We start from the raw sequence: 1,543 nt of genomic DNA on the forward strand, positions 1-1,543 counted from the left end.
TGTATATCGTCAACCGAAAGTGGACAGATACAGGTGAAAAGAGAAGAGATACTTTTAAGTACTTTGTAGACGCTGAAAAATATGATTTTTTCGTCGTTGAACCATTGTTAGCTGTTTGGTTTTTTGCCGATCTGCCAAGATTTGATCTTGACGACCCCAGTACGCATCCGCAGGTCGTACATTATCCAACGATTCGTGATACCGCTGATGATTATAGTACGCCACCCAATCCGCTAACCGTTGCCTCAGTTCATCCGGACTATAATAGTGTTCCAGAAGCAGCACGTTTTTCATTGACCGATGATAGCGCTCAATCTTACCTTGCGTCATAGGATGAAACGGCGCACTGCGAATGTGTTCAATGCTTTCCCCTTTCAAATACTCTTTAAGATAGCGAGACACATAGGCCGACCCATTGTCTGACAGCATACGCGGTCGCTGACCAACAGATAAACGGCTGGCATCAACAGCCGATTGCACTGTTCGTTTCACGTCTGTGGCCTGCATGCCGGGACATAGCCGCGTCGGCGGTCCGATCCCACGCTAAAATGTAGCGGGAATAGTCATCTAACACCGTCGACAGATAGTACCAACCCCAGTTCTTGATCTTGAAATAAGTAAAGTCGGTCTGCCAAAGCTGATTGGGAGCGGTGGTCGGATTGTAGAACTGATCAGCCGCTTCCATGAGCCGATAAGCAGGCGTAGTCACTAAGCCCCGGCTTTTTAAAATACGGTAAACCGTTGACTCTGAGACAAACCAGCCCTCATTATCCACAATATGGCAGGCTAATTCTCGACTGGAAAGATCCGGACGTTCCAAAGCTAACTCCACAATGCGGCCCTTCTCCGCCGGTGGTAGCTGATTCCAAGCACTGGTGCGTCGACAAGGGGGATCGGCTAACCCATCGTAGCCATTTGTTAGATACCGTTTATACCATTGATAAAAAGTCGAGCGATGGATGCCTAACTCACGGAGCGTTGCCTTCACACTCAATGGCGACTGCTCCACCAGCGTGATGATCTCCATTTTTTCTGATTGGGTCATACGATGGTAGCGATTAGTCGTCGGCTTTGAGACTTTTTTTTAATACCCTATTCTCTAGGCTCAATTCAGCCACCAGTTGTTTGAGGGCTTCATTTTCCGACTTGATGGATTGTACTTCGGGGGCAGTAGCTTCCCGGGTAGTATCGCCAGCCAATCGCTTTTTACCCGCTTCGAGGAACTCCTTGCTCCATCGATAATAGATGTTGGTATTGAGTCCTTCCCGTCGACAGATCTCGGCTACTGACTGTTCACCTTGCAAACCCTCCAGCACAATGCGGATCTTTTCTTCAGCGGTATACTGCCGACGCGTCTGCCGTTGGATGTCTTTAATGATAGATAGGGCGGGTTTACGTTCAGCAGCAGTTGAGGGAGCGGAACGCTTAGACTGGGATGATTTGACCGATTTGGACATTACTAAGGTGATTTAGGTGAAACAATTTAACAAATTGTCTCTTCCCATCTTTACCCTTTTTGTCCACTTTCATTTGACGACGTACA

General features: G+C 47.7%; 1 pseudogene. It reads right to left on the minus strand.

The window, feature by feature from the left end:
- Positions 1–54 precede the first annotated feature (54 nt).
- Positions 55–1,457, minus strand: a pseudogene (locus GO755_RS40580) (IS3 family transposase).
- Positions 1,458–1,543: the final 86 nt, after the last annotated feature.

Source organism: Spirosoma arboris (assembly GCF_009754945.1).
Lineage (GTDB): Bacteria > Bacteroidota > Bacteroidia > Cytophagales > Spirosomataceae > Spirosoma > Spirosoma arboris.